The organism is Planktothrix agardhii, from assembly GCF_904830935.1.
Classification (GTDB): domain Bacteria; phylum Cyanobacteriota; class Cyanobacteriia; order Cyanobacteriales; family Microcoleaceae; genus Planktothrix; species Planktothrix agardhii.
In genome coordinates this window covers 3,105,658-3,130,645 of record NZ_LR882952.1, presented here as the reverse complement: position 1 = coordinate 3,130,645, position 24,988 = coordinate 3,105,658, and the positions used below count along the sequence as shown (strand labels likewise).

Genomic DNA, 24,988 nt, shown 5'->3' with positions numbered 1-24,988 from the left:
TCATAATACCATAAAATTATTTTGCAAGAGTTCTAATAACCATTCTATAATAGAGTTTAACATAAAATGGTCTAATCTGCTGATCAATTAACTCATCCGATGAATGAACCTCAATTTTCTAGTATTAGCGATCGCCTTCCCCCTCAAAACATAGAAGCAGAGGAAGCCATTTTAGGGGGTATTCTTCTCGATCCAGAAGCCATTAGTCGGGTAGCAGAATTATTACAACCAGAATCCTTTGCCCTCAAATCCCATCAAATCATTTATCGGGCAACTTTAACCCTGCATTCCCAAGGAAAACCCACGGATTTAATGACCGTTACAACTTGGTTAGCGGATCAAAATCTACTCGAACAAGTGGGAGGACAATTAAAATTAACTCAACTGGTAGATCGCACGGTTTCGGCGGTTAATATTGATCAATATGGTTTATTAGTTTTAGATAAAAAAATCCGTCGCAGTATGATTACTGGGGGACATAATATTGTTGAATTAGCCTATGATACCAGTCAAGATTTAGAAACCATTCTCGATAAATCTGAACAACAAATCTTTAATATTTCTCAAGTTAGACCGCAACAGGATTTAGTTTCTATTGGTGAAACTTTAATTGATACTTTCCAAGAAATTGAAGACCGTAATGAGGGAATTTCCTTACCTGGTATTCCCTGCGGATTTTATGATTTAGATGCGATGACAGGAGGTTTTCAACGGTCGGATTTAATTATTATTGCGGGTAGACCGTCCATGGGAAAATGTTTAAGTTTTGATAGTAAAATTGTTTTATCGGATGGGAGTGTTGTCACAATTGAAGATATTTATAATCGTCAAAAAGCTCAAATTTTAACGTTAGAAAATAATTGGAAATTCAAAATTACTGAACCTTCTAACTTTATTGATGATGGAATTAAACCCGTATTTAGAGTCACCACAAAACTAGGGCGTTTTGTAGAATCTACCATCACCCATCCCTTTTTAACTATTCAAGGATGGCGACCTTTAGGAGAAATTAAACCCGGAGATAAAATTGCTGTTCCTCGTCAATTTAATAGCTTTGGATCGGAAAAATTACCTGAATATCAAGTTAAAATTTTAGGTTATTTACTAGGAGATGGAGGGTTGACGAATATTAATAGAATATCATTCAAGGATTCCCCTAAATCGACCCCCCCACCCCCCCCTTGTCAATGGGGGGCTAAGAGAGATAATTATAGAATTAAACAGGATTTTGTTGAGTCTATTCAACAATTGATTGAAAATAAACCCGAAATTTATCCTCTCCTTACTAAGGGGAGGGTTAGGGAGAGGTTAGTTATTTGGATGGAAACAATTGGACTTTGGGGTAAAAATTATCATCAAAAAACTATTCCTGAAATTATTTTTAGATTAGAGCGATCGCAAATTGCTTTATTTCTAAATCGTCTGTTTGCAACGGATGGCTGGGCAACAATATTAGCCAGTGGTCAATGTCAACTGGGTTATGGCAGTGTTAGTGAAGAATTAGCCCGACAAGTTCAACACTTATTATTACGATTTGGTGTTATTGCAACTTTGAAAAAGCGTTCTATTAAATATAAAGAAACCGGACGAACAGCTTGGCAACTGGATATTACTGATGCTTTATCCATTAAAACCTTTATCTCAGAAATTGGGATTTTTAGTAAAGAAAAAGCACTTTTAAAAATAGAAAATGCGTTAATGAATAAACGCTATCAAACCAATCGAGACTTGATTCCCGTAAAAATTTGGCAAGAAATCGCAACGGTTAAAGGATATGAATCTTGGCAAAGTTTAGCAAAAAGGGCAGGGATTCCAGGCTATAGTAATATTCATGTTGGTAAACGGCAATTATCACGGGAAAGACTTTGGAGTTTAGCCACTACTTTAGATAATTTACCCTTACAACAGTTAGCAACCAGTGAGATTTATTGGGATGAAATTGTCTCAATTGAATTTATGGGGGAAAAACAGGTTTATGACTTAACCATTCCTGAAACCCATAATTTTGTTGCAAATGATATCTGTGTTCATAATACCAGTTTTGCGGTCGGTTTAGGACATAATATTGCTAAGGGGCAAAAACTTCCCATTGCGGTTTTTAGTTTAGAAATGTCGAAGGGGCAATTAGTCCAAAGACTATTATCAAGTGAAGCAAAAATTGAAAGTAACCGCATTCGTTCAGGTAGAATTAGTCAATCGGAATGGGAACCTTTAACCATGGCAATTAGTTCCTTAGCAGAATTACCTATTTTTATTGATGATACCCCGAATATTACCGTCACCGAAATGCGTTCTAAAGCTCGAAGATTGCAAGCCGAAAATGGGGGGGTATTAGGGTTAATTTTAATAGATTATTTACAATTAATGGAAGGTGCTAGTGATAATCGAGTGCAAGAATTATCAAGAATTACCCGGTCATTAAAAGGATTAGCCAGAGAATTAAGTGTACCTGTAATTGCCCTATCCCAGTTAAGTCGTAGCGTTGAATCTCGTACTAATAAACGGCCAATGTTATCGGATTTAAGAGAATCTGGTTGTTTAACAGGTGATAGCTTAATCACATTAGCAGATACTGGATTACAAGTACCCATTAAAGAATTAATCGGTAAATCTGGTTTTCCAGTTTTGGCATTAAATGAAAAAACAATGAAGCTAGAAATAGCAATTGTGAGTAATGCCTTTTCTACAGGTATAAAACCTGTATTTACCTTAACAACTCGACTAGGGAGAAAAATTAGAGCAACAGCTAATCATAAATTCCTGACAATTGAGGGTTGGAAAAGACTAGATGAGTTACATGGAGGCTGTCCTATTGCCTTACCCAGTTTTACAATAGAAAATAGTGATATTAACTGGGATGAAATAGTTTCAATTATACCCGATGGAGAAGAAGAAGTATTTGACTTAACAGTTCCTGGCTTGCATAATTTTGTAGCAAATAATATTATTGTTCACAATTCCATCGAACAAGATGCGGATTTAGTGATGATGATCTATCGAGATGATTATTATAATCCTGATACCCCAGACCGAGGAATTACCGAAATTATTATGGCTAAACATCGTAACGGCCCCACAGGAACCATTAAACTATTATTTGACCCTCAATTTACCAAATTTAGAAATTTAGCAAATCCTCGATCTAGCTAATTCAACCCCGATTCCCTACCTCTAAACAGGAATTAAGAGATTTTTACCTCTAACAACTGTAATTCTTAACTTAGGGTTTGTCTACCCATCAATACAACATTGCTGAAACCCTATTTTTCCGATTTGAGGGATAATGGTTTGAGTATCGTTGACAAATTAAGATGGAATCAATCAGTGGGATTTACCTCATATTAGGAATTGTGTTTGAAGTGATGGGGACAACCTGTATGAAGTTATCCCAAGGCTTCACCCGAATCTGGCCTTCTATGGGAATATTTATTTTCTATGGACTTAGTTTTACTTGTTTAACCATAGTCCTCAAAAAAATTGAAGTCAGCCTTGCTTACTCGGTCTGGTCTGGTGCAGGAACAACTCTAATTGCTATTATTGGAGTCAGTTTTTTTCGGGAGTCAATTACTCCGATTAAATTCATATCAATTGCATTGATTATCATCGGTGTAATCGGCTTAAATTCAGGAAAATAAATCAAAAACCGGGTTTCTTTACAAAAACCTGGGTTTGGAGTCCAGAGATAGTGTTTAGAAATCCGGTTTATAAGGTAACTTCTGATGCTAAAAGGCTCACTTCACGCCCAATAGTTCCACATCAAAAATTAATGTTGCATTCGGAGGAATTACACCGCCCGCACCGCGAGAACCATACCCCAATTCCGGTGGAATAATTAACTTGCGACGTCCGCCCACTTTCATGCTCATAACGCCTTCATCCCAACCTTTAATCACTTGACTAACACCAATTTTGAATTGAAAAGGTTGTTCGCGATCGCGAGAACTATCAAACTTTTTACCATCTGTTAAAGTTCCCGTATAGTGAACCGTGACTGTTTGACCCTTCGTAGGAGATGAACCGTCTCCCACTTCCAAATCCACATACTGTAAACCGGAGTCAGTTGTAATTACCTTTTCTTCTGAATTTGTCATATTTTGAGCAATAAGAGTTTGAGCATTGGCAACAACATCGGGTGCGAACAAAGGACTACTAGAAGTTGCTACCGTCTGTTGCACTGAAATCGGAGTATTTTGATTAGCTGCTTGTACCTGTTCTATTGATGTTGTAATTTGAGCTACAACTAACACAACCGTACAAACAATAATTACCCCTAAGCTAATTAGAATTTCTCGCAAAATTCATCCTCCTGCATCTAATCATGTACCTTTAGGATTGTTGTTTCAGGGAAAACCCAAGATTCAAGTTTGACATTATTTGGGGACTTTTTAACGCCAAAGACGATTTTCCAAGTCTCTCATCTGACGTTCTAAGCGGTCGAGGCGTCCGCGTAACTCATCAAGTTCCGACTGACGAGGAACCCCCACATCCTGCATTAAATTGCGGAATTGGCGCTGCATCAGGTCTTCTAAACTGGTTTGATCGAGTTTGAGACCCTGCATCATGTCATCGACAAACTTTTTGGCTTGGTCTGTATTCATCGTCCCGTCTTTGACCCACTGATCGGTGGCTTCCTGCAATTTTTCCGCTACTAAGGAAGTTGTCCCGATCCCAATCATCAACAGTTGTCGGAGTAAATTATTTTGATTATCCATTGTTTCTAACCTGATTAGGCTGCTAAAGTGCAAATATAAAGCCTAGCTTTATGTTTAGACTAACTCACATTTTCTATCTTAACGTCTTAATTTTCTGGAGTTGCCTGTTGCTCAATATATTTTTTTACTGTTCAACTGTAATACCACCACAACTAGCGACAAAGTAAGAACCTGTCCAAAAATAAGGTCTATTGTAAAAATACTTTCGATACTTTACGACTAATACAATATGAGCGTTAAGTCTGTAAACCGATCTAAAACCGTGATGATACATAGTTGAAACTTTTGACCGTTAATGCTATCATAACAAAGGATGATTAATATGTAGCAATGTAGCAGCGCAATGTTAAACGTTCTCAAGGTAAGAATATATCCGAACAAAGAACAAGAAATAGCTTTAGCTAAAAGTTTTGGCTGCTGTCGTTTAGTTTGGAATTATTACCTAGAGAAAACTAACAACCAAAGGTAATGGTTTAAAACTTCCCAAATTAGGGATTGTTAAATCCAAAATCCCAAAAACAATTAGCAGTAAAATAAAATCTGTTACCGTTTCCAAAACCAGTACAGATAAATATTTTGCTGCTATTTTGTTTGAACCCGATGATTTAATCCCTAACAAAATCAAAATAGGGAAAATTTCAGGGATTGATTTAGGGTTCACGAGAAGATAGCAAATACAAGGGTTGACTTCCTCCATATTGTCAAACTCACCATGATAGAGATGAGAATGCAGCAAAAAACATCAGGGAAGAAGGGATAAGAATATTGTCAACAAATACTGTGGGACACACAGGAATCGAAGCTTGTGGAGAGGATGTAAGACTCGTTGGTACTTGCACTAAAAAGCATTCTTCTGTGAAACAAGAATCCCCCGTCGAGCGCGTGAGCTTGACGGGGGAGTGTCAATTTGTGGTATTTTTCTCCAATTCGCCGATTCGATTTTTCTAGGTTGAAGTCTTCAAAATGTCCCATTGTCCCCGGTGTCACCAACTTATTGATTCTCAGGCGTTAAGTTGTCCCCATTGTCAAGCTCAACTCAAAGCCTTTGGACATCCCGGTATTCCCCTCTATCGTTCGACGGGGAAGGAATATTTGTGTGAAACTTGTCTCTATCACGAGGATGATACTTGCAACTTTCCCCAACGTCCTTTTGCTCAGGAATGTACCCTCTATCAAAATCGTTCAGAACCGTTAATTTATACTGCGATTAAACCTCAGCAAACTCTATTTGTCGCGTTCAGAATTTGGCTACAACAGAATAAGGTTTGGCTGATTGTTTTAGGGTTATTAATTATTAGTTTAATTCTCACTATATTATAGCCTTTTTTTGATTAACTAAAAACTCCGTTGTTGGGCTTGGGCCCATAAATCCAACAAGAATTAATCCTTAGAAAGACGGTTTCTTGGATGTGCGATCGCATTATTAATTAAAATAATCAGGATTTGTGATCAAATCGGTGGGTAAATCTACAATACTTCCAATAACATCCAATTCATATTTTTTATTTCAAAAAAGGTACAGAATCAAACTTTAACTCAAATTTAATCAAAATTGAAGGATGATCAATGAGTCCAAATTCGGTTAAATTTTCATCTTCTAAATGTAAAGCAACAGCCTCTTGTAAATTATAAACCACATCATCTAAGGTTTCTCCCTGTGTGACTACATTAATATCAAGGCATTCAGCAACATAACCCTGTTGTTCGCCTCGATGAATAATGGCTTGGATATTTTCTTTTAATGACATAGACATAATTTTCCGGTAAACTCAAAAAATAGGGTATGTTACCTTTTAACTTAACACACCCTGGCCTCTATTTACATCGCCTGCAACAATACTTTTAATCTATATTTCTCCATTCAACTTTTCATAACCGTGAATAAGTGGATCTATTTATAAAGATTAATATTTGTTATAGAAGTAAACCGCAAGCTCTGACTCAGGAATATATTTAGCTGCTTGTTTAAAAATGGCTTTACAGGTTCCTGGCTCTAACTGTCGGTGATTAGGGACTGTTAAAGTTTCCTTATTCCCTAAATTATAACGACGTAGTTTAACATGGCTTCCTTTTTGACTATGGATTTCAAAACCAAAGCGACCTAAGATAGAAATAACTTCTTGACCCGATAAAACTTTAAATTTTGACATTTGTAATCATTCATATTGTATAAATTTAATCAATAATAACTTTAAGTATAGCATATAAAAATTAGATTATAAGATCACCTCATAAAAAATGCCGGTACCAAATACCCGCCGCTTGTCACACACCTTAACAACCTTGACGTCCCTCCTTGCGGTAGGCTAGATTCAGTTACCTTATTTGCTTGTATTATTGCTTTAGTATGTCTGTATCTGCCCCGACTCGTACCGTCCGTATTGCATCGCGCAAAAGCCAACTCGCCCTAGTCCAAACCCATTGGGTACAGGGAGAACTTCAGAAACACTTCCCCGACATCACCTTTGAAGTGCAAACTATGTCCACCCAAGGCGATAACATCCTGGATGTCGCCCTGGCTAAAATTGGCGATAAGGGACTATTTACCAAAGAATTAGAATTAGGGATGCTTGACCGTAGCAGTGATATTGCGGTGCACTCCCTCAAGGATTTACCAACTCGACTTCCCCAAGGATTAATGTTAGGCTGTGTCTCGGAACGCGAAGATCCGGCCGATGCTTTAGTTGTTCATGAAAACCACAAAGATAAACAACTCGAAACCCTACCAGCAGGCGCTATTATTGGCACTTCTTCCCTGCGACGCCTAGCCCAACTTAGATATCATTATCCCCATTTAGAATTCAAAGATATTCGCGGCAACCTGAATACTCGTCTCCAAAAATTGGATAATGGAGAATATGATGCAATTATTCTGGCCGTTGCTGGGTTAGTTCGTTTGGATATGAGCGATCGCATTCATCAAGTCATCACCCCAGAAATTTCTCTCCACGCCGTCGGACAAGGTGCTTTAGGGATAGAATGTCGAGAAGGAGATAGCGATATTCTTGATATTATTAAAGTCCTCGAACACACTCCCACCGCCCAAAGATGTTATGCTGAAAGGGCATTTTTACGCGAGTTGGAAGGCGGTTGTCAAGTTCCCATTGGAGTTAATACTTTTATTGAGGGCGACCAACTCACTTTAGTAGGAATGGTGGCAAGTCTTGATGGCAAACGGTTAATTAAAGATACTGTAATTGGAAATACCACTGATGCTGAAGATTTGGGTATTCAACTCGCCCATAAACTCAAAGATCAAGGAGCCCAAGAAATCTTAAACGAAATCTTTGCTGAAATTCAGCGTAGCTAGTTTTAATCAAATTTGGGGGTTGATCGTCTTTCCATTTGTTGTAGTGCGAGCATCCCCCCTCGCTATTGCAATATTCCCTATTACCTATTACCTATTACCTAAATTAAAATCATGCCTGAATATCCTGAAGCCTTTAAAACCGCGTTAAAATTTACCTTAAAATGGGAAGCTGGCGTAGGTGATACTAGAGATTTAGCGGGTACAGTCAATTATGGTATTTCTCAACCAACTTATGATAGCTATTTACAAGGTAAAAAATTAGCTTCTAAGTCGGTATTACAAATTACCTCAACTGAAGTAGAAGCAGTCTATTATGAACAATTTTGGAAACCCTGTTTAGCAGATTCCATGGTGTTACCCTTAGCAGTAGCCCATTTTGATACCGCCGTTAATTTTAGTGTAAAAGGTAGTTTAGAATTTCTACAAGAAGCCATTGGCGGGTTAACTGTTGATGGAAATTTTGGAGCTAAATCAAAAACTGCACTAGAAAAAGTCAATAATTTACCAACCGCCCAACGCTATTGTCAAAATCGAATTGACTATCGCTATCAACGGGTAAAAGCTAACCCCAGTCAAGAAGTTTTCTTAGCGGGATGGTTACGACGAGATCGGGATTTATTGCTGTATGTGAATGAATTAGGCGGATTAACAACACCGAAACCAACACCAAAACCCGTCAGTCAAACAGAAATATTGAGTAAAGTAGAGCAGGCTATTCAGTTATTACAAGAAGCCGTGGATTTACTCAAAAAACAATAACTATATATGAACAAATCTTTAAAATTATTATTAGTATCTACTCCGGTTGGGCCCTTGGGGTCTGGGTTGGGAGGAGGTGTAGAGTTAACAGTATTAAATATTGCAACTATTTTGCAAAAACGGGGTCATAAAATTACAATTGTTGCCCCTGAAACCTCTGAATTAGAATCTTTTTTAGTAGTAGAAATTTCAGGAGAATTACAAACCTATGCCCAAACCCAAAATCGTCATGATCCTGTAATTTTACCCGATAATTCTGTATTGACAAATCTATGGAATTATGCTGGGGAAGTTGCTGATCAGTATGATATTATTGTCAACTTTGCTTATGATTGGTTGCCTTTATTTTTAACTCCTTTTTTTAAAGGTAAATTAATTCATTAATATAGATAAAATTGACCGTTCTGTGTGTCGTAAACAGGCAGAAACCGAATATTCTTTAGATAGATTAGGCGATCGCATGGAACAATGGTTATTTCAACTCATCCCGTAGTAAGCCCTTCAGGGCTTTCTTATTATTATTTTATATCACAAACAAACAATCATGAACAATTTTCCAAGATTAAAACCCGGAGATAAATTAAAAGTAATTACCCCCAGTGGAGCATTAAGAGAATGGGAAAGGTTTGAGGCTGGGGTTGAAATTTGGCGATCGCACGGTTATAATATTGAATTAACACCAGGTTTTGATCAAGTTACAGGCTATTTAGCCGGAACCGATGAAAACCGCCGACAACAGTTAATAGAAGCTTTAACCGACCCCAATTGTCGCGGGATTTTATGCGCTAGGGGCGGGTTTGGGTCAACTCGATTATTAGAAGGTTGGAAATGGGAAAATATTACCCAAATTTCCCCAGATCCTAAATTTTTAATCGGATTTTCTGATATTACCGGACTATTATGGGCTTTTGCAAATCACCCCCAAATTATCGGCATTCATGGCCCAGTTATTACCACCTTAGCTACTGAGCCAGATTGGTCAATTCAACGTTTATTTAAGGGAATAGAAACCGGATTTTTTGATACTTTACAAGGAGAAGGTTGGGGTGGAAAATCTGTTTCAGGTCGATTATTTCCAGCTAACTTAACCGTAGCAACCCACCTATTAGGAACAGCCTATCAACCGGATTTAACTAATACTATTATTGCTTTTGAAGATGTTAACGAAGAACCCTATCGTTTGGATCGAATGTTAACCTATTGGCGGATGGTCGGAGGGTTTAAAGGAGTTAGAGGAATTGGATTAGGAAGATTTAGTGATTGTCATGCTAAAGGGAATAATAATAGTTTTACCCTAGAAGAAGTATTACGCGATCGCTTAGGGGATTTAGGCATTCCCATTGTCTCTAATTTACCCTTTGGTCATCAAGGATCTAATCCTATTTTACCCGTTGGGATGATGGTTAATCTTGATGGAGAAAAGGGAACATTAAGTTGGGGTTAGGGAGAGTTTATTTAATTTAACCACAAAGACACAAATACACAAAGAAATTGTTATAAACATTATATAAATTATCATCGTAGGGGCGGGTTCGAGACTATCTGTGATTTTCACCCCAAAACTATCTAAACCCGCCCCTATTTCTAATTTGGAATAGACTGTGCTACAATAAGAAGCAATTGCATCAAACTTCTTTATGCAATAAAACTAAGTGAAATCAGCCTTTCCTTTTTTAGTTTATCAAAGATGAATATTATTGAATTTTTTGAATTAAGTGCTGGCAAATGGTTTTCCCAACGCACTTTACACAATTTAAAATCAGGACAATTACAGGCGGGTAAGTCTAATCTGATCATTGATACTTTACCCCAAACTGATGCTAAAGTTATTCAACTTTGTCAACAGCATCATATTGACCCGACCACAATTTCCGAGGGGTTTCGCTTAACCTGGGATGGAACAACAGAAGGAAACTCTAATCAACAAAAAGGCTCGGCTATTTTAGTTCCAATTATTAATCCTGAACATCCCCAAGCAGGTCAATTACTCCAATCTCAAGGTACTAACCCGAATCAATCTCTATCGGGAAGCTATAGTTTCGGAGAGGATGAAGTATTAACCATAATTACAGAATCTCCTAACTTTTATGTAGAAGAAAGGTTATGGTATTTGATGCCAAATCTCCGACTTAGAACTAGCATTGTTAAAAATAATACTGGACTAACTCAGGCTTCTTTTTGTTCGGAAATTCGCATGGGAGTCCAATAATATTAAGGGTGGGTTAAGTTTAATCTATAGCGCTACGCATTACAGTTAGGATACTTCTAAATCCTGTTCCCTGTTCCCTAGTGCGTAGCTCTCTAACAACGAGAGTTACAGCTTTTTTCGCCATGCTGGATTAAAATGCTGAAGTTTAGAAATATTTTCCCTCAAGCATCAACTCCTTTACTAATCAGAATTAGAGCCACTGCAAGTCTACCTCATTTGACTACAAACCGCTACAATTTAAGTTTTTGGAAGACCTGCTCTTGCCAATAAAACACCGATTTGGACACAAATCATACCGACTACGGCACTTCCGAAAAAATAAAGGAACATCGTTTGGTTATCTCCCTTGGCTAAGAAATTATTGGCTTCTAAACCGTAGGTCGAAAAGGTTGTATAGGCTCCGCAGAAACCCGTTGTCGTCATCAGTCGGAATTCCGGGGAGATCAACCGAATATTTTCGATCGCTAAAGTCAAAATATAAGCAATCAATAAACAGCCCGTCACGTTAATAAAAAATGTGCCATAAAAGCCAAAATTTTTGCCAAAAATTGCTTTGGCGGCTTCGGTGAAATAGAAACGACTCAATGCACCAAAAATAGCCCCAATTGCTATAGCTAGGGAATAACGTCCTTTCAAAAATTCCATTGTGTTTTACCTAAAATATTGATTATTTGTGGTTTTTTGTCAGCTAGATCTCAACTGTTTTTTATGATGAAGGGGGGACAACAGCATTGGCGAGCGTCACGCCTATCATCACTACTCCTAGTCCTAAAATTGCACTCCCAGCCCAATAAAAAGCTGTGAGAAAGGTTTCTTTATTCCGCCATAAACTTAGGGTGTCAAAGCCATAGGTTGAAAATGTGGTATAAGAACCTAAAAATCCAGTTCTAATCAGTAAATCTAACTCTTTGGGATAGCCTGTAATTCCTTTGGAAATAGTGAAGAAGAAACCCATAGCCAAACATCCAGTTAAATTAATAATAAATGTTCCGTAGGGAAATTTGGCTCCAAATTTGGCTTTTGTCCATTCGGTAATTTGATACCGAGATAATGCACCAGGAACTGCCCCAACGGCAATCGCTAAAACATTAGTTATATCTGACATTGGTTAAAATTCACCCTGTGCTAAGTTTCAGTTTTTTGGGATATTTGGGGTTTAGGATAGAAACGTAGCTGAAAGCACAAAATTCAGAATCCAAACTCAAGACATCTAAGAAACAATCATTCTCTATTCTATATTCTCTATTCCCTATTAAAATATTACAACCTATTTAGGATTGCTATATTATATCTAGCTCTCCCTAGAAGTTAGAGCAAAACTAACTATTTTCCAAGCAGATATAAAAGCAGTTGTTTCCTGGGGTTGTTCTAATATATTTACAGAATAGTCTATAGTTAATCCCAGATTATTCTGTAATTCTAACCTAGTTTCTTCTCCCTGACATTCATAACATCTTAATATCCATTGTTTGGACTTAGTTTCTGACTGTTTAAATGCCATTAAAATTAAATGTTCCGAACCCAACTCTAGGAAACTCTGGCAACTCGATGATTCTAAATTAGCGGTTGCGGATATAGGCGGATAGATTTTAACCTGTAACGGTCGATTAAATTCATAGCCCTTTTGAACAGTTTTTGCTTGTTTCCAATCTCCTGCATGGGGATAAACTGCATAACTAAATTGATGCCATCCTAAATCGGCTTCTGGGTCGGGCCAGGTTGAACCTCTTAATAATGTTAATCGCAGTTGATCGCTTTGAGCATCATAACCATATTTACTATCATTTAATATACTAATTCCATAATCAGGTGTACTAATATCTGCCCAATGAATAGCCGGAACTTCCCATTTAGCTTTCCCCCCCGGAAACCCCCCGTAGACGGGGGGCAGGGGGGGCGGAGGGCTTGGGGGGGTTTGGGGGTTAGTAGGTCTTTGAATCACTCCACAGGGAATTTCATAACTAGCAAAATCCGCCTTAATAGTTAGGGGAAAAGCGACTTTAATTAAAGTATGACGTTCTTGCCAATTAACGGTGGTTTCTATTTTTAATAGGGGTGAACCTTGTTCTAAAATATAATTCTGGCAAAACTCTGATTGATTTAATCGTTTAATAATTCTCAACCGCCAAACTATCGGCCCTGATTCTATCCATTCAATTGATTCTAATTGCGGTGAATTTAGGGGATATTGTTGATAATTGGGGTTAATATTCCACCCATCCCAATATTGTCCTGAATCTGCAAAGACTTGTAATTGATTTCCCAGTCCTGGTTGGAGGATATTTCTTTGATTAATTAAGTCGAAAACCTGTTCTAAATTTCCGGTTTCCGTATCTACAATTACCCGCAAAATATCGTTTTCAAAGCTAATCTTTTGAGGTTCTAACTGATAATATTTGACAACCCCGTTTTTTTCTGCTATACTTTCAGTATAATCAGCAATATGTATGCCCATATAGGATATATCGGGGTTTTTCTGCGAGATTTCAAGGGTTTCAGCCTGTTTGCGCCCCAACCAATAGACCTGATATCCCAGACTCGGAACATTTTTTGCCAGGAATAGCAGTTGCGGTTTTTCCGACCTTTCCCCCCGTGTTTGGGCGGTTTGGGGTATTCCCTGGTAATCATAAATTTGCCAACAGCTATCGGAATTAGGAATAGGCACAGCCACGACTTCTGAGCGTGACCAATTTAGGGAATTAAAGATAAAAATCGGTTGCGCGTTGAGTTGGGAGGGGAAGTTAACAGAAATAGAGGCAACAATGGCATCAAAGGACTGGTGGAGAATTTCCTCGGCGGTTTTGATAGCGGTTTCCCAGTCTTGATTTGCCTGCTGGTAGACTTCAGTAATGGCAGTTCCGGGCAGGATATCGTGAAATTGGTTTAACAAAATTTGCTTCCAAGCAGTTTCTATTTCCTGCTGGGGATAAATAGAACCGGAGTAAAGGGTGGCTATAGTTGCAAATAGTTCTGCTTCATATAATAGGGTTTCCCCCCGACGATTAAACCGTTTTTGATCTGCGTGGGTAGTATAGCAACCGCGATGGAATTCTAAATATAATTCATCCTGCCAGATCGGAAGGGGTGCGGGGGCATTATTCAGGACTTCTGTTAAATAGTCTGTCACCTTTTGAAACTTAAACTCTGGAAAAATAGCAGATTGATTCCAGCGTCTAGTTATTTCTAACATATCACGGGTCGGCCCGCCCCCATGATCACCAACTCCGGGCAACCATAAACTCTGATTTAATCCGGTTTGGGTTTTCCATTCCAGAGCATATTTAAACATCTTTACCGGGTCAACTCGTTCCCCAATTAAAGCGGTCATAAAACTAATAATTTTAGTTCCATCTAACCCTTGCCATTCAAACAACCCGTAGGGAAATTTAGTTGTGTCATTCCAACGCAGTTTTTGGGTAATAAAATAATCAATACCTCCTTGTTGGAAAATTTGGGGTAATTGCCAACAAAAACCAAAGGTATCTGGTAGCCAAGCAACGGTGGAAAGTTGACCCATTTTTTCTAAAACATATCGTTGTCCGTATAATACCTGACGGACGATAGATTCTCCATTAATAATATTCAATTCTGGTTCTACCCAGAGTCCGGCGGCGATTTCCCAGATTCCTTTTTGAATATTATCTTGAATTTGACTAAATAAATCGGGACGATGTTTTTCTATCCATTCATAAAGAATAGGGGAGGAATGACAGAAGATTAATTCGGGAAAGTCTGTTTGTAATTGCAAAACTGACTCAAAGGTTTTTTGCGCGACTATCCAGGTTTCTGTTATCGGCCATAACCAAGCTAAGTCTAAATGGGCGTGACCGAGTAAGCTAATTTTGTAGGAGTCTAATTTAGGAATAACTGATTTTAATATCTGACGAACTTGGGTCAGGCTATTTTCAAATTCAGTTAGATTTTGTCCCCCCCAAACCCCCCGTGTACGGGGGACTTTTGGGAGGATATAGCCAGAAATGATATCTAAAATCTTCCCTAGGGAAGTTAAGTCGGTTTCTAGGTCGGGTTGGTGATTTTCCGATGCTAAAAATATCCCTAAAATTTCTAACTCGTCAGCTAAGAAACTAGGATCAATTTTTGAGGAGTCGGAAAGTTCATACCAACAGCAGGAATTAACTAATGCTCCTCGGTCGTGTCCCGGACTAATCAAAGATAACTCTATTTCAAATTCATCCCCAGGCTGTACTGATGAACTTAATAAAATTCGGGTATAACTATCAAACAAGTCTCCGGCTTGTACAAACTGGTTATTAATATAGATTTGAGCATCCTGTGCCCACCAACTTAAGACTAATCTTAAAGTTAAACCTATTAACGGATAACCCTGTAACTCCCTGGGAACTATAATTTTTTGTCTTAATTTCAAAACCTGTTTTCCCGCCGCCCAAGGAATATGTTCTTTTTCATTGATTTCAACTGGGTGATCAGACTCCCCAGGGTTGATAACCTGCCAATGGGGTTGCAGATTAATTTGAGTCAACAGACGTAACCGTTGAGCAACTTCCGAAATCTTTAATTGCAGGGTAGGGGTAGAAAAAGACATTTACCAAAAAGCGAGTGGAAAGCCCCCGACTTTAGGCGTGGGGATGAACACGGTGGTGGCCCTTCGACTACGCTCAGGAGAGCCTTTAGCCACCTTGAAGAAGTTTGTCACAAAAATAGCTTTATCTGCAATACCTTATGATAAAATAGAATCATGATAGTTAGAGAAGCCAAACTACTGCACGGAACCAAGGAGCAATACCTAGCTCTTGATGAAGCCATTCGTACCGCACAATTTATCAGAAACAAATGTGTTCGACACTGGATAGATAATCAAGGAATAGGTAAGGCTGGTTTGTATGCGCTATGCAAAGATTTAGCCGCATTATTTCCTTTTGCCAAAAAGTTAAATTCGGCGGCTCGTCAAGCTAGTGCAGAAAGAGCATGGGCTTCTATTTCTAGTTTCTACAGTCGTTGTAGAAAAAAGAAAAGAAAAAGGGCTACCCCAAGTTTAAAAAACATTGTCGCTCTGTAGAATATGCCACGTAGAAATGCAGTATATTCCATTAATAGCTATATTCTGACCATCTTTTTTTGAAGAATTTTGTGATGGCGATAGGTATTGCAGGTTGCCTATATCGTGCGCCCCTCCTTTTGAAATAGGTATAATGTGGTCAACAGTTTTATCTCTAGGACAATCTAAATAGAATTGTTTAGTTAGTTGCTTGTTACCCTCTATTGTAGGGGCATTAGCCTTTGATGTTCTGTACCGCGCCTTTATCTCTAACGCTTTCTTCTTGTTTTCTTTAGCCCAACTTGCCTGTCTGCTTTTTTCCTTCTGCCTATACTCTTCGTCGTGGCTTAGTTTGTCTCTCCTATTTTGAAGTATTGACTCTCTATTTTCCCTATTGTATTTGTCCATATATACTTTATGGTCATCTATAAATTGGGTATTTTCTCTTCTGTTTGCACTTAACAATCTAAGGCATTCTTTGCAGGTTTTATTGGCTACAAATCTTTCACAGGTATGCCCATTTTTACACGGTTTACCAGTAAAATAGATTGTTAGCCCTAACTCTATTGCACGTTTTCTATTTATTATTTCCATAATAATATTATAGCGTAAAGACTGGGCGATTAAGCAAGCTCGGTGCGTAGTTCACTCTAACGATGTGATTGTCTATGAAGATTTAAAGGTGTCGAACATGGTCAAGAATCACCACTTGACTAAGTCGATTTCCGATGCTAGTTGGTATCAATTCACCCAATGGCTAGATTATTACGGAAAGATCTGGGATAAGGCAGTTGTGGCGGTTTCGCCTAACTATACCTCTCAAGATTGTTCTAGTTGCGGTTATCGGGCGAAAAAGTCATTGAGTACCAGAACCCATTCCTGTCCTAATTGTGGAACAGAGATTTGTCGTGATACAAATGCAGCAATTAATATTCTTAAAAAGGGTATGGGAATTCTGGGGATAGAATGGCAAAACAGTACCTTTGGGCAAAAGGGATCTGCCGAGCAATCGGGAAAGCATGGGGAGAAGACCGCCTCTACTATTGATGGGAAACCAGAGATAGCAAGTGGATTTCTGTGAACCATGAACAAGAATCTCCCGCATTTATGCGTGGGGAGTATGTCAATGTTATAGTTAATAGGGGAGAATATAGATCAAACTTGGTGTAACCATGTCTGTTGCTGAATCCGGGCCATACAAAAGTCGATTCTTTAATTTTATCTCTCAGACGGCACAGAAATTTACCGATGAGGGCAGTCGCAGTTGGCGCTATTTTAAGTTCGCCACCGAGATTACCCTGCAAACAGCACTATACCCAGTTTATTTTATCCTGCAAACCGTTCGAGTCACTACCCAAAAATTAGGGACGGCGATTAAACAGCATTTACCCCAACTCAATTCTGAGGTCAAGTCCCAACCTCCTAATGTTGATACTCCTATTATTCATATTCTAAATACGGTTACCACCGAAACCGCTCCCCCAAACCCCCCGTACACGGGAGGCTTTGAAAATTCGATAATTTCCCAACCCGCAGCAGGAGAAATTCAAGGGGTAGCTAGTAAAATTGATTCCCAAACCTTAGTATTAGTTCAAAAAGATAATCAAATTTTAGATAGTCTCACCGTTGAACAACAATATCAACTTCAACAACGGATTAGTTTAGAAGTCGCAGACTATCACTATTATTATCGAAATTCAGCACAACATCCCAAACCTTTCCAACCCCAGTTACAACCTTTTAGCCATCCTATTAATGTTGTATCTGCCATTCGAGGATTTTGGCAAGTCCTATGTTGGGTACAAACCAGTCCTGTAGCAGTCAAAATTAATTGTTTTGGAGAATCTAATTTTGTTGAGTCGGTTTCTCTCCCCCAGCCTTCTCCTGAATTTATTCATAACTTAGATTTTGCGATCGCGCAAGTCGAAGATTATTCTATTATTCCCATCTCTCAAGCTACCCATAGCTTAGTCCAACAAAGTCAAACCCTGGGAAAAACCGTAATTCAAACTTGCCAACATCCCCATTTATCTGTAAAATCAGCATCTTCCTTAGAAACGGGTTTTGATCAATATTTTTATCAAGTTCAGTCCTTGATTTTTGCCGCGATAGATTATTTCTTCAAAGACCATCAGCATACTATTAATTCTGAGCATATCCCCGAAGAATATTCCGGGGTAATTTCCAATTCAAAATCTTCTTCCCTAGAAGACCCCTGGTCAACTATTGATACTCGGACAAATAATATTTTATCCAAACTCAAAAAACCTAAGACCCAAAATAACCCTATCGAAAATAATCGGATTTTTCAGAAACTTCAATCTTCCTTAAACCGTTTCCCCACAAAAACGACCCCGGAAAATATCGGTTTAATTTCTGAAAATTCTCAAAACCCCTTGACAAAAACGCAAAACTGTGTTACAGAATCCAAGAAAACCGCAACTGCGACCGATTCCCCCGACTGGCTAGAAGCTCAGGTGACATCAACCGGATATATTCAACATCCCCTAGAGAAGATTTTAGGATGGTTAGATCAGGTTATGGTTAAAGTTGAGGAGGCGATCGCTAAAACTTGGTATTGGTTTACCCATTATGAGTAATGGGGTAATAGGGATCACGGATTTAGGAGGATTTCACGGATTTTAATCTGTGTTAATCTGCGTTATCCTCTTAAATCCGTGATGGGGAATGGGTAATCGGAAGAATACTGTAACGTAATTGTTCTAACCCTTCTGGCAGATGCCGAAACCGAAAAAATACTTTATAGGCGAGCATAGATACCCCACGATAATAATAACACAAAATGAACTTGTGTCAAGGGGGTAGAAAAAGAATCCTTAAAGCAGTGGGTATTTTGGGATATGATGGTAAAGTTGTGCTTACGGCATAACAGCTATAAATAAACTCTTGCAGCCTCGGAGAAATTCACAAATGCTGACCCTAAAAATCGTTGTTAATATCGTAGTTCTGTTCTTCTTTAGTTTATTCGTGTTTGGATTCTTGTCCAATGACCCAGCCCGGAACCCGAAACGCAGAGACTTAGAGTAGAGAAACATGGAAGTTGTCCAAACAGAAGTTAGGGCTTGAACATCAAAACCAGATGCCGACAACCTCTGTGAACAAAATCCCTGATATGATAAAAAAATGGAGTGTCATTAGCGATCATCCCGATGGGCTGATAGCTAATGACATTGTTTTAGCCTATTCCCTAAAGGGGCTGAGTTCTGGCTATTTTGTGGAATTCCGTTACAGCAAGTATGCCCTATCCGTTACCACCACCTGAACCACCCCCAATTATTCGTCATCTTCCCCAACCACAGACCACGGAAACGGGGATAATCGGATTAGAACCACAAATATCTTCCTGGGTAAAAACCCCAAGAACCATCAGCTATCCTTTACCTGAAGATCAGATTCAGGCATCCGACCCTGTATCCGCAGAACTACTGGGGTCAACCGTCACCATAGAAACCGCCCCACCTTTAACCGAGAATCAATATCGGTTTGATGCCTCCTTTTCCTTTACCAATAGCGATAATTCCTGTCAGAGTCCTTGTAACAGAATAGTTGTCACCCCCCCTAAAACTCCCACCCAAGAATCGACCGTTATTCCAGTTCCCACCCCCGCAGATATAGTCGAAATCACCGCCGATCGGCAAGAATATGATCAACAAAGGCAAATCGTCACCGCCCAAGGGAACGTGATGGTGAGGTTTCGCCAGTCCTTAATCAATGCGGAGCAGGCCCAAGTTAACCTAAATACCCGTCAAGTGGTTGCCCAAGGGAATGTGGCCCTAACCCGGGGAAATCAAGTGATTCGGGGCGATCGCATGGACTATAACTTCGTTGTCGGTACCGGGTCAGTTTACCAAGCCAACGGCGTTGTTTATACCCCCTCCGCCGACACCGATTTAACCGTAGTTGACCCCCTAACTCCAGGGGTTACTCCCCTACTAAATGCCCCGATCAGCGACCGAATTACCGCCGCCCAACCCTTAGCCAAAGTCAAAGCTGATGGGGGGCTTAACGCCGGAGTCTCGGTCGGAGGGGGGGAAACCTTTGGGGTAAAAGGCAGTGTGAATCGCTTGAGATTTGCCGCCGAACGGATTGATCTGTTTGGGGATGGGGGATGGGAAGCCCAACAGGTGCGACTGACCAATGATCCCTTTTCCCCCCCGGAACTAGAATTAAGAGCCGATACCGCCCGATTTAACCGAGTTTCACCCCTACGGGATGAACTGATCACCACCAAATCCCGACTGGTGCTGGATCAATCCTTTAACCTACCGTTATTTCGAGAACGTACCGTCATTGATCGAAGCCAAAAAGAACCCCTACCCTTTTCCTTTGGTTATGATCTCAGGGACTTTGGGGGATATTATATTCAAGGTAATCTACCTTCGGTTCCCCTTGGCCCGTTGACCCTGCAAGTGGCGCCTAGATTATTAATCCAACGGGCTTTTCAAGATCATGTCACCCCCTTCGATCCGAAAACCTTGGGGTTAGAAGCAAAGATTTCGGGATCAATTACCCCAACTACGGCATTAAGTGGGTTTTTATCCATAAATACCTTAGAAAATTTCCCCGATCTGAATGAAAAAGCCCTTCGCGGTAGTATCCGAGTCCGCCAACAATTGGGGGCTGGATTTGCCCTGAATGGAGAATATAGTTACCGTAACCGTTTGTTTAATGGAACTTTGGGGTATCGTACCGTTTGGAGTAGTTTAGGGACGGTGCTGACTTCTCCTAAGATTGCTTTAAATGACCAGGGGGCTACCTTTAGCTTTCAAACATCCTATCAATCGGTAAATGCTGATAGCGATCGCCCGGAATTACTTAAACCCACTCGTCTGAATAATCGAGTCACTTTAGATCGTTATGAGGCGTTGGGAACTTTAATTTATCCGGTATTATTATGGCGGGGAGAAGGCTTACCACCAACGGCTACCGAAGGTTTACGTTATACCCCTCGACCCGTGATTCCCTTTGTACAATTAGCCTTAATTGCCCGAGGAGTCACCACCCAATATAGTCAAGATTATTCCCAATCCTATCTGAGTACCTCCGTCGGGGTGCAAGGACAATTGGGTCATTTTTCTAAAGACTTTTTAGACTATACGGGGTTTAGCCTATTTTATACTCAAGTGATATTGGATGGACAATCGCCCTTTTTGTTTGATCGTTTAGTCGATCAACGAGTATTAAGTATGGGATTAGTTCAACAACTTTATGGGGGGTTAAGGGCTGGGATTGAATCGGCAGTTAATTTGGATAGTGGTTTATCATTAAATAATGAATTAACCTTAGAATATAGTCGCCGTACCTATGGGGTGATGCTGAGGATTAATCCGGTGCGTCGGATTGGCAGTATTAATCTCAGAATTAGTGATTTTAACTGGATCGGAACTCCAGACCCCTATTTTGGTTCTACTCCTGAAATAGAAAATTAGGGTGTAAGATTTATGATCATAATGCCAAGGAGGTGATTTTTCTGTTTGCTTTAGAATTTCCTTTTAACGATGAAGAACACCGTAAATATCTCGCAGCACCGACTCGGGAAGATCCTAGGAGCATTTCTAGTTCGGTAAATCCCTCTGATCTGCTCAAATATTATGGTTTTGAATTAGCAGACCAGACCCCAGAACAAATTATTAAGCGCTGGGAAAAACAATATGATCCAGATTGGTTTCTACCCGCTATTTTGGAATCTTTATATCAGGGACGCTATAAAGCGATTTCTGTGGAATATATCTTAATATCTTGGCAACGGCGAGGGAAAAAAATTTATCATTTTACTTCAGAATTTGAACGTTTAATTTGTAATAGGTTTCCCCAAAACTTGTTATTAGAAAGTCAAAACAAAGATAAATTAATAACAGATAAAACCCCAGAAAGCCAAGGATTAGAAGCAAGTCAAACCGATAAATTATCCCTAAAACATCCTGATTTTCACCAGAAGTTAAAGGGATTTATGGGTGATCCAAAAAAAGAAAAAGCTAAACATCAATCTAGTTCAGTTAATCCGAATCCGTGACATTTTCATAAACTCCTTGATCTCGTTTGACTAACTTCGTAAATCCGGCGTTTTTGTAATCGGCATTAGAAGTAGGAATAGATAGCATCGGTGCACTCACCACCCGACGCACTAGAGCATCTTTAGGAGTATCTCCGAGGTCACAGTTGGCTAACTGACAAACCTCGCCCCAGGTGGTAATCTCGTGGGCATAGGAGTGCATAACTTCTATGGTTTGGTTGTTGCTGGGACAGAAATAATCGTAGATTGGCATAGCAAAGGGTTGGATTTCAATAATGGCAAATTGGTGTGATCCCGATTATGGATAATTTTATCCAAAGTTTTAGGAAATGGGAAGGGGAAAGAAAACCGGATACAATTTTGCCAAAATCGGTGATAATACAAAAGTTGAGGTGATAATTTTAGGTAATTGACTCAACGGGATGCTATAGCAGTTATTGTGGCTATGTTGACAACGGGAAGACTTAATTTAACCACAAAGACACGGAAGTTGTTGTGAACAATAACCTGCTCATTGCTATATCCTTGAACATCTCAGGGAAAATCAGATCAAAATATTTGGTTTTTTGGTACTTATTATGCTAAATTAAATGTAATTAAAAGTGTTAAACAAACTGTCAGATATAGCTGTAAATGAGGACAAGTCTATGAGTGATTTTAAGCCAACTCCCGAAACCAATATGACAACCACTCAACTGTTAGACCGCTATCAACTCCATGATGCTAATACCCTCAAAACTTGGGCGAGTTTGCATGGAATTTGTCAACAAAATGATCTATTTGTCCCGGCGGAAGTTGACTTAATTGATCATGTTCATCATCATATTTATAATTTGGGGATGACCGTTGACGAATATCAAAGTTTCTTAAATCATCGCCTAAATCGAGTCCAAACTACCGTAGAAGTTCAACCACCTATTATTGATCAAAATCCCGTTTCTGATCAGATCACAACGGATGCTTCCCAAGCCGTAGAATCTCTGATGGAACAGTATTCTGAAGCGATTGAATTCATGGGGGAAAGAATTGCTGATCATTTCATTGATGAATTAGATTTATCCGTCATGCGTCATCTGGCAAAAAAAGTAAAAGAACGTCAATTGTTAAATGGTCAAGTACCTAAACCCAATCGTTTTTTAAGAACCATTCAAGCGGTATTAAAACCGAAAAATAGTCCTTTATTAACTTCACCTTCTCCTGAAGAAAGCACTGTTCAAATGGAAAGTAATCACCGCTTAGGTTAATTAAAAAATAGATGGCGGTTTCAGTAGATGGTTAACCTATAACTGTCAACCGAAACCCTCAAGACTTTGACTCAAACTGACCCCATGGACTCATTTTTAAATCCTCAGAATTTTGTTAAGTATTTGTATCAACAGGCTAATTATCATTTAGCCCATAAACAGGTTGATCAAGCCCTTTCTGTTTGTTTAGCAGCTCTTAATTTAGATCCAGACTATGCACCTATTTCTAAAACTTTAGGGGTAATTTGGCAAGTTCAAGAGGATTTTGAACAGGCGGAATTTTGGTATCAGAAAGCCCTGAAATTACAGCCGAATTATGCAGAAGTTTATGGGAATTTAGGAGATATTTATAGTCAAAAACAGGACTGGGAAACGGCTGTTTTTAATTATCGAAAAGCGATTGAATGTAATCCTAATTTAGCAGTAATTTATCGGAATTTAGCCAAGGTTTTAATCAAAATTGATCAACAGGATGAAGGGGAAGAACTCTGGTATAAAGCCTTACAATTAGAACCAAGTTTAGGAACATTTACTGAATATTTAAACCTGGGAAATCGACTATTTCAAAAACGCAAAATTAACCCAGCAATTTTTTGTTATCAAAATGCGATTCAAGCCAACCCTAATGCTTATGAAGCCTATCACAATTTAGGGGAAGTTTATTTTCAACTCCAACAGTGGGAAAATGCGGCTCAAGCCTATAGTCAAGCTGTTGAAAGGAATAATCAACAGTTTCCTTCTTATATGGGTTTGGGAAATGCTAATAAACAATTAAGAAAATGGGAAAATGCCATTCATTGTTATCAACGAGTTATAGAATTAAATCCCACCGCCTATCTACCCTATTTTCAAATTGCGGAAATTAAGTTTAAATTACAACAATGGGATCAGGCGATCGCTGGTTATCAAGATGCGCTGAAAGTAGAAGATAAAAATCCATTTATCTATTTATCTTTAAGTCGAGCTTATAGTTATCAAAAACAATGGGAAGAAGCGATCGCAGCTTCTCAAAAAGCCCTCCTATTAAGTCCTGATTTACCCCATGCTCATACCCATTTAGGGAACTTTGTATCGGAAATTGGGGAATTAGAAACCGCCATCCAAGCCCATCAAAAATCCCATTACTTAAGGGGATGGAATGCTAGTTTGGAGAAAGATTATCATTTTACCAAAGATTGGTTTAGTGTTAATATTCTCAATTGGGAAAAAGCATTATATTCTTTCGCGAGTATTCCTGAAATTCAAGGCTTAGAAATTGGTAGTTTTCAAGGGATGTCGGCTTGTTGGTTACTGGATCATATTTTAACCCATCCTACGGCAAAAATAACCTGTATTGATTTAAGTTTTAAGCCAGAATTTGATGGGAATATTGCTAAAACCGGAGTAGCTGAAAAAGTAACCAAATTAGAAGGATATTCCCAAGAAATATTATCAACTCTTACTCCTAATACCTACAATTTTGTTTATATTGATGGCTGTCATTTAGCCTCAGTGGTATTACAGGATGCGTTACTATCTTGGAATTTACTAAAACCGGGGGGAATTATAATTTTTGATGATTATGAATATCGAGATCCTGAACACCCTGAAGAAGATACTCGTAAAGGAATTGATCAATTTATTCAAACCGTCTCTGAGCCTGTAAAAATTATATATCAAGGCTATCAATTAATGATTCAGAAATGAACTAATCTCAAATCCTA

At 38.9% G+C, this 24,988-nt stretch carries 26 protein-coding genes and 2 pseudogenes; 18 read left to right on the top strand and 10 right to left on the bottom strand.

The annotated features are described in order from the left end of the window. Window positions 1-99 precede the first annotated feature (99 nt). Together dnaB and NMG88_RS14685 are read left to right on the top strand one after the other, a co-directional pair. On the top strand, window positions 100-3,150 hold the full coding sequence (dnaB, locus tag NMG88_RS14690) for a replicative DNA helicase (protein WP_254035564.1): 3,051 nt from the start codon (window positions 100-102) through the stop codon (window positions 3,148-3,150). Window positions 3,151-3,311: 161 nt separating this feature from the next. Further along, window positions 3,312-3,635 carry a DMT family transporter gene (locus tag NMG88_RS14685; protein ID WP_042154449.1) on the top strand — a complete coding sequence of 108 codons (324 nt, stop codon included), beginning with the start codon at window positions 3,312-3,314 and terminating at the stop codon, window positions 3,633-3,635. A gap of 96 nt (window positions 3,636-3,731) precedes the next feature. On the opposite strand, the gene NMG88_RS14680 is transcribed toward NMG88_RS14685, so the two are convergent. The 3 genes and pseudogenes from NMG88_RS14680 to NMG88_RS22725 all read right to left on the bottom strand — a co-directional run. Further along, on the bottom strand, window positions 3,732-4,295 hold the full coding sequence (locus tag NMG88_RS14680; RefSeq protein WP_026787806.1) for an FKBP-type peptidyl-prolyl cis-trans isomerase: 564 nt from the start codon (window positions 4,293-4,295) through the stop codon (window positions 3,732-3,734). A gap of 90 nt (window positions 4,296-4,385) precedes the next feature. After that, a complete protein-coding gene (locus NMG88_RS14675) occupies window positions 4,386-4,712 on the bottom strand; it encodes a phasin family protein (protein WP_026795407.1) in 327 nt (108 codons plus the stop codon). An 86-nt stretch (window positions 4,713-4,798) separates the two neighbouring features. Next, window positions 4,799-4,911: pseudogene (locus NMG88_RS22725) on the bottom strand (transposase); the annotation flags it as partial. 144 nt (window positions 4,912-5,055) lie between these two features. On the opposite strand from NMG88_RS22725, the gene NMG88_RS22720 reads away from it, so the two are divergent. Together NMG88_RS22720 and NMG88_RS14660 are read left to right on the top strand one after the other, a co-directional pair. After that, window positions 5,056-5,181, top strand: coding sequence for a helix-turn-helix domain-containing protein (locus NMG88_RS22720; RefSeq protein ID WP_254035563.1), 126 nt, complete (start codon window positions 5,056-5,058; stop codon window positions 5,179-5,181). 494 nt (window positions 5,182-5,675) lie between these two features. Next, window positions 5,676-6,032: a zinc ribbon domain-containing protein gene (locus tag NMG88_RS14660; protein WP_042154452.1), complete on the top strand. Its 357-nt coding sequence runs from the start codon at window positions 5,676-5,678 to the stop codon at window positions 6,030-6,032. Window positions 6,033-6,214: 182 nt separating this feature from the next. On the opposite strand, the gene NMG88_RS14655 is transcribed toward NMG88_RS14660, so the two are convergent. Further along, a complete protein-coding gene (locus tag NMG88_RS14655; RefSeq protein WP_227350690.1) occupies window positions 6,215-6,466 on the bottom strand; it encodes a type II toxin-antitoxin system HicB family antitoxin in 252 nt (83 codons plus the stop codon). Window positions 6,467-6,616: 150 nt separating this feature from the next. After that, window positions 6,617-6,862 carry a type II toxin-antitoxin system HicA family toxin gene (locus tag NMG88_RS14650; RefSeq protein WP_042154456.1) on the bottom strand — a complete coding sequence of 82 codons (246 nt, stop codon included), beginning with the start codon at window positions 6,860-6,862 and terminating at the stop codon, window positions 6,617-6,619. 197 nt (window positions 6,863-7,059) lie between these two features. On the opposite strand from NMG88_RS14650, the gene hemC reads away from it, so the two are divergent. From hemC to NMG88_RS14625, 5 genes are all read left to right on the top strand, one after another. Then, entirely contained in the window at window positions 7,060-8,022 is a 963-nt protein-coding gene (gene hemC, locus NMG88_RS14645) for a hydroxymethylbilane synthase (protein ID WP_042154458.1), read from the top strand. A 111-nt stretch (window positions 8,023-8,133) separates the two neighbouring features. Further along, on the top strand, window positions 8,134-8,781 hold the full coding sequence (locus NMG88_RS14640; RefSeq protein WP_042154460.1) for a glycoside hydrolase family 108 protein: 648 nt from the start codon (window positions 8,134-8,136) through the stop codon (window positions 8,779-8,781). A 6-nt stretch (window positions 8,782-8,787) separates the two neighbouring features. Beyond that, entirely contained in the window at window positions 8,788-9,165 is a 378-nt protein-coding gene (locus tag NMG88_RS14635) for a UDP-glucose--tetrahydrobiopterin glucosyltransferase (RefSeq protein ID WP_042157530.1), read from the top strand. A gap of 160 nt (window positions 9,166-9,325) precedes the next feature. Then, the gene (locus tag NMG88_RS14630) at window positions 9,326-10,225 is read left to right on the top strand and encodes a S66 peptidase family protein (RefSeq protein ID WP_042154462.1); all 900 of its coding nucleotides are present in this window, start codon (window positions 9,326-9,328) and stop codon (window positions 10,223-10,225) included. Between the two features lie 243 nt (window positions 10,226-10,468). Next, a complete protein-coding gene (locus NMG88_RS14625) occupies window positions 10,469-10,990 on the top strand; it encodes a phycobiliprotein lyase (RefSeq protein WP_227365516.1) in 522 nt (173 codons plus the stop codon). Window positions 10,991-11,227: 237 nt separating this feature from the next. On the opposite strand, the gene crcB (NMG88_RS14620) is transcribed toward NMG88_RS14625, so the two are convergent. The 3 genes from crcB (NMG88_RS14620) to NMG88_RS14610 form a co-directional block, all read right to left on the bottom strand. Further along, window positions 11,228-11,635, bottom strand: a complete 408-nt coding sequence (gene crcB, locus NMG88_RS14620) for a fluoride efflux transporter CrcB (protein WP_042154466.1) — start codon at window positions 11,633-11,635, stop codon at window positions 11,228-11,230. 61 nt (window positions 11,636-11,696) lie between these two features. Then, window positions 11,697-12,095, bottom strand: a complete 399-nt coding sequence (gene crcB / locus NMG88_RS14615) for a fluoride efflux transporter CrcB (RefSeq protein WP_042154468.1) — start codon at window positions 12,093-12,095, stop codon at window positions 11,697-11,699. Between the two features lie 186 nt (window positions 12,096-12,281). Then, window positions 12,282-15,554 (bottom strand): alpha-mannosidase, encoded by a 3,273-nt coding sequence (locus tag NMG88_RS14610; protein ID WP_254035562.1) that lies wholly within the window; start codon window positions 15,552-15,554, stop codon window positions 12,282-12,284. A 153-nt stretch (window positions 15,555-15,707) separates the two neighbouring features. Between NMG88_RS14610 and NMG88_RS14605 the strand changes: the two are divergent. After that, window positions 15,708-16,039, top strand: a pseudogene (locus NMG88_RS14605) (RNA-guided endonuclease TnpB family protein); the annotation flags it as partial. Here the strand turns inward: NMG88_RS14605 and NMG88_RS14600 are convergent. After that, a complete protein-coding gene (locus NMG88_RS14600; RefSeq protein WP_227351497.1) occupies window positions 16,005-16,415 on the bottom strand; it encodes an HNH endonuclease signature motif containing protein in 411 nt (136 codons plus the stop codon). The pseudogene NMG88_RS14605 and the gene NMG88_RS14600 sit on opposite strands and share 35 nt — an antisense overlap. A 250-nt stretch (window positions 16,416-16,665) precedes the next feature. On the opposite strand from NMG88_RS14600, the gene NMG88_RS14595 reads away from it, so the two are divergent. From NMG88_RS14595 to NMG88_RS14570, 6 genes are all read left to right on the top strand, one after another. After that, window positions 16,666-17,088, top strand: a complete 423-nt coding sequence (locus NMG88_RS14595; RefSeq protein ID WP_375295611.1) for an RNA-guided endonuclease InsQ/TnpB family protein — start codon at window positions 16,666-16,668, stop codon at window positions 17,086-17,088. Window positions 17,089-17,179: 91 nt separating this feature from the next. After that, the gene (locus tag NMG88_RS14590) at window positions 17,180-18,607 is read left to right on the top strand and encodes a hypothetical protein (protein WP_042154474.1); all 1,428 of its coding nucleotides are present in this window, start codon (window positions 17,180-17,182) and stop codon (window positions 18,605-18,607) included. Between the two features lie 331 nt (window positions 18,608-18,938). Further along, a complete protein-coding gene (locus tag NMG88_RS14585) occupies window positions 18,939-19,055 on the top strand; it encodes a photosystem II reaction center protein I (protein WP_071782591.1) in 117 nt (38 codons plus the stop codon). A gap of 52 nt (window positions 19,056-19,107) precedes the next feature. Next, window positions 19,108-19,290 carry a hypothetical protein gene (locus NMG88_RS14580; RefSeq protein WP_144390457.1) on the top strand — a complete coding sequence of 61 codons (183 nt, stop codon included), beginning with the start codon at window positions 19,108-19,110 and terminating at the stop codon, window positions 19,288-19,290. Further along, window positions 19,265-21,457: a DUF3769 domain-containing protein gene (locus tag NMG88_RS14575; protein ID WP_227397876.1), complete on the top strand. Its 2,193-nt coding sequence runs from the start codon at window positions 19,265-19,267 to the stop codon at window positions 21,455-21,457. The genes NMG88_RS14580 and NMG88_RS14575 overlap by 26 nt, the downstream gene beginning before the upstream one ends. A gap of 32 nt (window positions 21,458-21,489) precedes the next feature. Further along, window positions 21,490-22,041 carry a hypothetical protein gene (locus NMG88_RS14570; protein WP_227350694.1) on the top strand — a complete coding sequence of 184 codons (552 nt, stop codon included), beginning with the start codon at window positions 21,490-21,492 and terminating at the stop codon, window positions 22,039-22,041. On the opposite strand, the gene NMG88_RS14565 is transcribed toward NMG88_RS14570, so the two are convergent. Next, the gene (locus tag NMG88_RS14565; RefSeq protein ID WP_235751544.1) at window positions 22,025-22,294 is read right to left on the bottom strand and encodes an FmdB family zinc ribbon protein; all 270 of its coding nucleotides are present in this window, start codon (window positions 22,292-22,294) and stop codon (window positions 22,025-22,027) included. The genes NMG88_RS14570 and NMG88_RS14565 overlap by 17 nt on opposite strands. A gap of 394 nt (window positions 22,295-22,688) precedes the next feature. Here NMG88_RS14565 and NMG88_RS14560 point away from each other — a divergent pair, with 394 nt between their 5' ends. Further along, complete coding sequence (locus NMG88_RS14560) at window positions 22,689-23,285, top strand: hypothetical protein (RefSeq protein ID WP_042154479.1); 597 nt, start codon at window positions 22,689-22,691, stop codon at window positions 23,283-23,285. 84 nt (window positions 23,286-23,369) lie between these two features. Next, window positions 23,370-24,971, top strand: coding sequence for a tetratricopeptide repeat protein (locus NMG88_RS14555; RefSeq protein ID WP_227397877.1), 1,602 nt, complete (start codon window positions 23,370-23,372; stop codon window positions 24,969-24,971). Window positions 24,972-24,988: the final 17 nt, after the last annotated feature.